The following is a 7,583-nucleotide window of genomic DNA, read 5'->3' as shown; positions in this document are numbered from 1 at the left end:
ATGGCGGGGGCGGCCGGTCCTCGGGTGGTGGCGGCTATGGCGGTGGTTCGTCGGGCGGCGGTACCTCCGGCGGCGGCGGCGGTGGCCGCGGCCCGATGGCGGACGACCTCGACGACGAGATCCCGTTCTGATCCATCCGGACGGACAAAGCGAAACGGGCCGGCTGGGGAACCAGCCGGCCCGTCCTCTTTCGGGGACGGTTCTTGCTGTGGGAACCAGCCGTAGGCCTGGCTCGGTCCTATGCCTCTCCCGCGTGGCGGGAGAGGTCGGGCTCGCGACAGCGAGACCGGGTGAGGGCGGGCCTCGGCCTCGACGAAATCCCCTCACCCGGAGCCGCTTCGCGCCTCCGACCTCTCCCGCAAGCGGGAGAGGCAATCTGTTCACAGGGCCGTGAAAGCCGGCCGGCTGCCCAGCCCTCTCAGCCCATCGCCTCGATCGGATCGCGCCGCATATTGTCCGGCGGCGTGCGGCGCACGCCGGGCTGGGCGGCCCAGGCCGCCGCGTTGGCGATGACCATCTGCACCTGGGCGTTGTGGTAGCTCGGGAAGGTCTCGTGTCCCGGCCGGAAGTAGAAGATCCGACCGTAGCCGCGGCGATAGGTCAGGCCGCTGCGGAACACCTCGCCGCCCTTGAACCAGCTGACGAAGACCAGCTCGTCCGGCTCCGGCACGTCGAAGAACTCGCCATACATCTCCTCCTGCGGGATCTCGATGTAGCGGTCGAGCCCGGCGGCGATCGGATGCGCCGGGGCGGTGACCCAGATCCGCTCGGTCTCGCCGTCCTTGCCGTGCACCCGCCAGTTGACGCTGCAACTGGTGCCCATCAGGCGGCGGAAGATCTTCGAGTAGTGGCCGGAATGCAGCACGATCAGGCCCAGCCCGCCCATGACTTGGCGGCGCACCCGCTCGACCACCGCGTCCGACACCTCCTCATGCGCCTTGTGGCCCCACCACAGCAGCACGTCGGCGCGGTTCAGCACCTCGTCGGTCAGCCCGTGCTCGGGCTGGTCCAGCGTCGCGGTGGCGACCGGGAAGCCGCGCTGGCGCAGCGGGTCGGCGATCGCCTCGTGGATGCCGTCCGGGTAGACGGCCGAGACCTCGGGGTTCTGCAACTCGTGCCGGTACTCGTTCCAGACCAGCAGGCGGGGGAGGGCCATGTCACTCATCTCCGGATCAGGGGGCGGTCAGAGGCTCAGGGAAGGGTCTCCGAGAGCGACACCCACGTCCCGTCCTGGGCGCCCGACCGCATGCAGGCGAAGCTGGTGGCGAGGGAGTGGATGTTGTCCTCGCCGGAGGTGAAATAGCGCGGCGGCTTGCCGCGCACGGCGGCGGCGAAAGCGTTCAGCGTGCCGGCGCGGTCGATCAGCGCCATCGGCTCCAGGGCCAGGTCCTTGGTGCTGCCATCCGGCCGGCGCAGCACCACCTTGTCGGCGACCGCCCCCTCCCGGCCGCGCGCCCACCACACCAGTTCGCCCTCCTCGCATTCGATCGCCCATTCGCCGGTCCAGGTGGTCGGCGTGCCGCGGGAGACCCAGGAGCCGCTGTAGGACACCATCAGCCCGCTCTCCAGCGCCAGCAGGGCGTGCGCGGCGGCGTGGTCCCGGAACGGGCTGTCGGGTGTGTTCCAGCTGCGGCAGGCCACCCGCTGCACATTCTCGCCGAAGATCATGCGCATCAGGTCGAAATGGTGGATCGCCATGTCCAGCAGCAGCGGGCCGGGGATGTCGTGATAGCGGTGCCCGGTGACCTTCCAGTTCTGCCGGAAGTCGATCAGCGCCGACAGCGGCCGGCCATAGGTGCCGTCGCGCACCAGGTCGGCCACCAGCTTCACCGCCGCCTGGTAGCGGTAGTTCTGGCTGACCATCAGCACCCGGTCGGTCTTCTTGCCCAGGGCGATCAGCTCCTGCGCCTCCTCCAGCGTCGAGGTGAAGGGCTTCTCGACCAGCACATGCTTGCCGGCCTTCAGCGCGGCCTCGCTGACGCTCTTGTGCCCGGCGGTCGGCAGCACCGCCAGCACGCCCTCGGCCTCGACGCCGGCGAGGGCGGCGTCGAGGCTGGGGAAGCACTTCTCCTCGGCCAGGCCGAGTGTCTCCTGGGCCCGCTTCAGCACCTCGGGGTTGGCATCGACGAAGCCGACGACATCGACCGCCTTGACCTGCGGCAGGATGGTGTGGGCCCAGTTCATGCCCCAGCCGCCCAGCCCGACCTGGATCACCTTGACCGACACTTCCGTCTCCTTCGTCGCTCGGGTTGTGTGTGATGCCTACCAGCGGCCGCCGCGGCTCAGCCGGTTCAGGTCCTTCTGCAACTGCGCCAGGTTGGCGGCGGCGTCGCCCTGTTTCGACAGGGTGCTGTGGACCGCATTCCAGAACAGGGACGAGACCTCGCTGTAGCGTTCCCCGGTCACCGCCGACGGGCGGGCCACGGCGCTGTCCAGCACTTGCCGCGTCACCTTGAAGAACGGGCGCTTGGCCAGGATCTCGGCATCCTCGTACAGCGCCGGGATGGTCGGCTGGTAGCCGCCCTCCAGGGCGCGGCGCTTCTGCTCGTCCCGGGAGGTCAGATAGACGGCGAATGCCGTCGCCTCCTTGGGGCTCCTGGAGTATTTGGAGACCGCGATCTGCCAGCCGCCGAGGGTGGCGGCGTTGCGCCCGCCTTCCCCATCGCCCTTCGGCAGGGGGGCGTAGCCGACCTTGCCCTTGACCGGGCTGTCGCCGGCCTCCGCCAGGCTGGCGGCATAGGGCCAGTTGCGCATGAAGGCGGCGTTGCCGGACTGGAACACGCCGCGCGCATCCTCCTCCATGTAGTTCAGCACGCCGTCGGGCGCGATGGTGCCGATCCAGGACGCGGCGGTGTCCAGCGCCTTGGCCGCCTGCGGATTGTCGACCGTGATCTTGCCGTCCGGCCCGACGATCGAGCCGCCGCCGAAGCTGGCGATCCATTCCAGCGCATCGCAGGTCAGGCCCTCATAGGCCCGGCCCTGGAAGACGAAGCCGTAGAAGCGGTCGTTGCCGGCCTTGCGCTCGCCCTCCTGGATGGTCCTGGCGGCCTCGGTCAGCTCGGCCCAGGTCGCGGGCACCTTGAGCTTGTACTTGTCCAGCAGGTCCTGGCGGTAATACAGCAGCCCGGCATCGGTGTACCAGGGCAGGGCCAGCAGCTGGCCGTCGCGGGTCAGTCCCTCGACGATGCTGGGGAAATACTGGTCGATGGTGGCCTGGTCGACCTGCTGCTTCAGGTCGATGAAGTGGCTGCCCAGGATGCCGGGCCAGATCACGTCGACCTGGAACACGTCGATGTCGCTCGACTTGCCGGTCAGGAACTGCTGGTACAGGGCCAGCTGCTCGGAGGTGGATTGCGGCGCGGCGACGACCTTGACCGTGTTGCCGGTCTTGGCCGACCAGGCCTTGGCGGCCTCGTCGCAGAGCCGGGACTGGATGCCGGTGGAGCCGCAGGCGAAGGTGATCTCGGCGCCGAGCGCCGCCGGCGAGGCTGCCAGGGCGAGGGTGAGTGCGGCGAGAGCGGTCAGGTGTTTCCCGGACATGGTTCCTCCTGTGGTCTCGACGAACGGATTCTGGCGTCCATTGCAATCGTTTTCAGATTAGTGGCGCAGGGCCGTTTGGCAACCGGCAATCGGTCGGACCAAGCGGCGCGGCGCTCGGCGCGCCTGCCGGTCGGGGAGGGGGCGGAAGTATCCTAAGGACTCGCCAGCAGCCTCGCCGGTCCTGTATCTACAACCCATGGTCGTGGCGGCCATGATGCAGCTCGAATTTTTCTCGATGTCCGGATCGATAAAAAAATGGACATAAATAAATATTCCATATATTTCGATATAGTCTGCAACTCTCGGTCGGGCTTCTAGGAATACACTCCGGAAGATCTTGGATCCAGCCTTTGCATAATATGATATGCAGGTTTTTCTGCTTGACGATTTCTAGTAAGAATCATCTCTGGTCCGAGACGGGTACAATAAAGCTTGTGCCTTCCATGGATCTGTGCTACATAGTCGGGTATTAATGCTAGTTTAGCTAATCTTTTAAGGAATGCGCGAAATGAACGAATATTCTAGAGTCCCGAGACGTTAGGCGGGTAGGGTTCGAAAATGCCGCCCGGTCCCGCCCGGCGGCCCTTGTAGTTTTGATATGCCTATTGAAGCCCCTCACCGATGAACACGAACGCGCTGACACGAGCTTATCTGGTCCTCGGGGGGCTGGGGGCGGTATCGCTGATCGGCTACGGCGTATATCGAAGCTACGCACCGGTCGTCACAGCTTCTGCCCCGGCGACGGTGGCGCAGCCGGCGCCGGCGAACACCAAGATGTTCGGCATCATGACGGCGGCCCGGTTCATCGCCCGCGGGCAGGTGATCACGCGGGAAGACGTGTCCACCACGATGGTCGCCGGAACGATGCCGCAGGGGGGGCGGACGGCGATCGGCGATGTCGTGGGCAAGGTGGCGACCGCCGACATCCTGCCGCAGCAGCTGCTGCTCGATTCCACCATGTCCGCCGATCCGGCCAAGGCGGGCCTGGCTGCGCTGGTGCCCGCCGGCTACCGCGCGATCAGCATCCTGACCAATGACGAGATCGCGGTCAGCCAGTTCGTCCGGCCGGGCGACAAGGTCGATATCCAGCTGGTGCTGCCCGACACCGTCTTTGCCAAGCAGGGCGTGGCGGAGCGGCCGGAAACCGACATCAGCGAGGCGCGCACGGTGCTGCAGGATGTCCTGGTGCTGACCGTCGGCGCTACCCTCGGCGATCCGACGCTGGCCCAGGCCGCCGCCGAGCAGGCCGCCAGCACATCCGGCCGCCGCAACGATCCGTCGCGGACCATCAGCCTGGCCATGACGCCGGAGCAGATCGCCAAGTTCGCCCTGGCCCGCAGCCTCGGCACCTTCTACCTGTCCCTGCGCGGCCCCGACGACCTGCAGCTCATCGGGGACAACACCGCCAATCTCTCCGACATCCGCGGTCCCACGCCGCCGCCGGCCGCGCCGGCGACGCCGCAGAAGCGCCCGATCGAGCTGATCGTCGGCGACCGCACCCAGCTGATCTACCCGAAGACGTCCGGAGAGCCGCGATGAGGTTTGTGGTCCGCCTGCTGTATGTCGCGGTTCTCGTCCTCGTCACCCAGGTCGCGGGGGCGGAGGAGCTGCGGCTCGGCGTCGGCGCCCAGCGCGTGATCAACCTGCCGGCCCCGATCACCCGCATCGTCGTCGGCCAGGGCGGCATCATCGACGCGACGGCCCTGAATGAGGACCAGCTTCAGGTCACCGGGCTGCAGTCCGGCACGACCACGCTCAACATCTTCACCGCCCAGTCGGACCAGGGGGTGGCCTACGACGTCACCGTCGGCGGCGCGGCCGTCGCCCTGCCCACCATCCCCGACCGTGGCGATCCGGCCCGGCAGATCCGCGGCCAGCCGGGATTGCAGGGCGTGCGGGTCAATCGCGACGGCGACACGCTGGTGCTGTCCGGCACGGTGCCGGACCTGGACGCCCATGCCCGGGCGTCGAGCATCGCCCGCGCCTATGGCGGCAACAATGTCGTCGACCTGACCCGGGTCACCGGCAATCAGATGGTCGCCGTCGACATCCAGTTCGCGGCGGTGTCGGCCACCACGCTGCGCGCCCTCGGCTTCAACTTCTCGGCCCTCGGCGGCAGCGACTTCCAGGGCGCGCTGATCGGCCCCAACACCTATCAAAGCTTCAACTTCACCGGCCGCAACCTGTCGATCTCGGCATCGCCGGCGCTGACCAGCGCGTTCAACCTGTTCCTGGCCGATCCGCGCAACGGCATTCTCGGCCTGCTCAGTGCCCTGTCGCAGGCCGGCCTGACCCAGCTGCTGGCGCAGCCGACCCTGCTGGTCCGCTCCGGCGACCATGCGGAGTTCCTGGCCGGCGGCGAGGTGCCGATCCCGGTGCCGCAGGGCGGCGCGTCGATCGGCACCGTGACCATCGAATACCATCAGTACGGCGTGAAGCTGGACATCGCCCCGGTGGTGCTGTCGGACAAGCGCATCGTGCTGAAGGTGGCGCCCGAGGTCAGCGAGCTCGACTACGCCAACGCCCTGGAGTTCCAGGGCTTCCAGGTGCCGGCCTTCCGCCGCCGCTCGACCTCGACCACGGTGGAGCTGGGCAATGGCCAGAGCTTCGTGCTGGCCGGGCTGATGTACAGCAACAGCCAGATCAACGAGAGCAAGTTCCCCTGGCTCGGCGACATTCCGATCATCGGTGCCCTGTTCAAGAGCACCAACAACCAGCAGGAGCGGCAGGAGCTGATCATCGTGGCCACGCCGCGGCTGGTCACGCCCCTGGCCCCGAACCAGATCCCGTCGCTGCCGGGCGTGGACACGCGCAAGTTCAACCCGACCGTCGGCGACATGATCCTGAATGTCGATCAGGTGCAGGATCATCTCGCGCCCTACGGGCTGATGCGGTAGGCGGCCATGCACAGGATCACCGTCGCCACCTCCGACACCAACATCGCCGCCGCCTTGATCGCGGCCCTGGACGGCGTCGCCGCGGTGATCCGCTCGGCCCCGGACACGGCCTCGCTGGTCGAGCTGTGCGGCAAGACCGAGCTCGACCTGATCCTGCTCGACGCCGACCCGGTTTCGGGCTTCGGCACTGCGCTGGCGGATGCGATGCGGTCGGTGATCGCGACCGATCCCGGGGCGCCGGTCGTCGTCCTGGGCGACGAGGCCGATGCCCGCTCGGTGCTGCGGGCGATCCGCGCCGGGGCGACCGATGTGATCGACCGCGATGCCCGCGGCGAGGCGCTGGGCGGCCAGGTCGGCCGGCACCTCACCGGCGCGCCGCGCGGCAACGACGCCGGCAGCGGCGCCCTGACCCTGGTGATGAGCGGCCAGCCGGGCGGCGAGGGCCTGTTCGCGGTCAACCTGGCGGTCCTGCGGGCCAAGGCGGCGGGCGGGGCGCTGCTGGTCGACGGCGCGCTGCCCTCCAGCGAGGCCGGGGCGGCGCTGAACGTGCCGCTGAACTACACCATCCGCGACGCGGTGCAGGACCTGGCCCGGCTGGACCGCACGCTGCTGTCCTCCGCCCTTGGCCGGCACGAGCCGTCGGGCCTGCATGTGCTGCCTCTCGCCGTCGCGGGCGAGGAGGTGCACGACATCGCCACCGAGAGCATCGCCTCGATGCTGCTCGTGCTGCGGGCCCTGTTCGGCGAGGTCGTGCTGAATGTCGGCGGCATCCGCCACCCGGGCCTGCTGGCGGAGTTCGTGCGCGCCGCCGGCCGGATCTACCTGGTCGCGCCGCAGAAGTTCACCGCGGTGAAGGCCTGCCGCGACCTCCTGATCCAGATCGGGCCCAGCGCGCCGGTGCTGGAGCGCATCACCCTCGTGGTCGAGGACCACATGCCGGGCATCAGCCTGACCGACGAGCAGATGCGCGACGCGCTGGGCCTCCGCCGCTCCGTCCGCCTGCCGGCGGCGCGGGTCGAGCTGCTCAACGCGCTCAATGCCGGGCGGCCGCTGGTGCTGGACCAGCCCCGGGCGGCCTACAGCCGGGCGCTGCAGGCGCTGGCCGCCGCCGGGGTGGCGCCGGCTGCGCCGGGCGCGGCCGGCGCC

6 protein-coding genes are annotated in these 7,583 nt (G+C 68.7%); 3 read left to right on the top strand and 3 right to left on the bottom strand.

Features of this window, described 5'->3' with window-relative positions:
* Positions 1-418 precede the first annotated feature (418 nt).
* Genes BWR60_RS34970 through BWR60_RS34960 form a run of 3 tightly spaced genes read right to left on the bottom strand, consistent with a single transcriptional unit; the run spans position 419 to position 3,540 of the window.
* Entirely contained in the window at positions 419-1,156 is a 738-nt protein-coding gene (locus BWR60_RS34970) for a ThuA domain-containing protein (protein ID WP_088157799.1), read from the bottom strand.
* A 35-nt stretch (positions 1,157-1,191) separates the two neighbouring features.
* Positions 1,192-2,226: a Gfo/Idh/MocA family protein gene (locus tag BWR60_RS34965; protein ID WP_088157797.1), complete on the bottom strand. Its 1,035-nt coding sequence runs from the start codon at positions 2,224-2,226 to the stop codon at positions 1,192-1,194.
* Between the two features lie 36 nt (positions 2,227-2,262).
* Positions 2,263-3,540 (bottom strand): ABC transporter substrate-binding protein, encoded by a 1,278-nt coding sequence (locus BWR60_RS34960; RefSeq protein ID WP_088157795.1) that lies wholly within the window; start codon positions 3,538-3,540, stop codon positions 2,263-2,265.
* Positions 3,541-4,161: 621 nt separating this feature from the next.
* On the opposite strand from BWR60_RS34960, the gene cpaB reads away from it, so the two are divergent.
* The 3 genes from cpaB to BWR60_RS34945 form a co-directional block, all read left to right on the top strand.
* The gene (gene cpaB, locus BWR60_RS34955; RefSeq protein WP_088157793.1) at positions 4,162-5,079 is read left to right on the top strand and encodes a Flp pilus assembly protein CpaB; all 918 of its coding nucleotides are present in this window, start codon (positions 4,162-4,164) and stop codon (positions 5,077-5,079) included.
* A complete protein-coding gene (locus BWR60_RS34950) occupies positions 5,076-6,437 on the top strand; it encodes a type II and III secretion system protein family protein (RefSeq protein WP_088157791.1) in 1,362 nt (453 codons plus the stop codon). The genes cpaB and BWR60_RS34950 overlap by 4 nt, the downstream gene beginning before the upstream one ends.
* Before the next feature lie 6 nt (positions 6,438-6,443).
* Positions 6,444-7,583 (top strand): AAA family ATPase (locus tag BWR60_RS34945; RefSeq protein ID WP_088157789.1); only part of this gene is annotated, 1,140 nt, incomplete at its 3' end.

It is taken from the genome of Inquilinus limosus (genome assembly GCF_002195995.1).
Taxonomy (GTDB): domain Bacteria; phylum Pseudomonadota; class Alphaproteobacteria; order DSM-16000; family Inquilinaceae; genus Inquilinus; species Inquilinus limosus_C.
The sequence above is the reverse complement of the archived record's forward strand: the minus strand, read 5'-3'. Positions and strand labels throughout refer to the sequence as shown.

Bases quoted from the DNA above. Each gene is read 5' to 3' on its own strand.
- BWR60_RS34960 (WP_088157795.1), bottom strand. From the start codon at position 3,540: ATGTCCGGGAAACACCTGACCGCTCTCGCCGCACTCACCCTCGCCCTG.
- BWR60_RS34950 (WP_088157791.1), top strand. From the start codon at position 5,076: ATGAGGTTTGTGGTCCGCCTGCTGTATGTCGCGGTTCTCGTCCTCGTC.
- BWR60_RS34970 (WP_088157799.1), bottom strand. From the start codon at position 1,156: ATGGCCCTCCCCCGCCTGCTGGTCTGGAACGAGTACCGGCACGAGTTG.
- cpaB (WP_088157793.1), top strand. From the start codon at position 4,162: ATGAACACGAACGCGCTGACACGAGCTTATCTGGTCCTCGGGGGGCTG.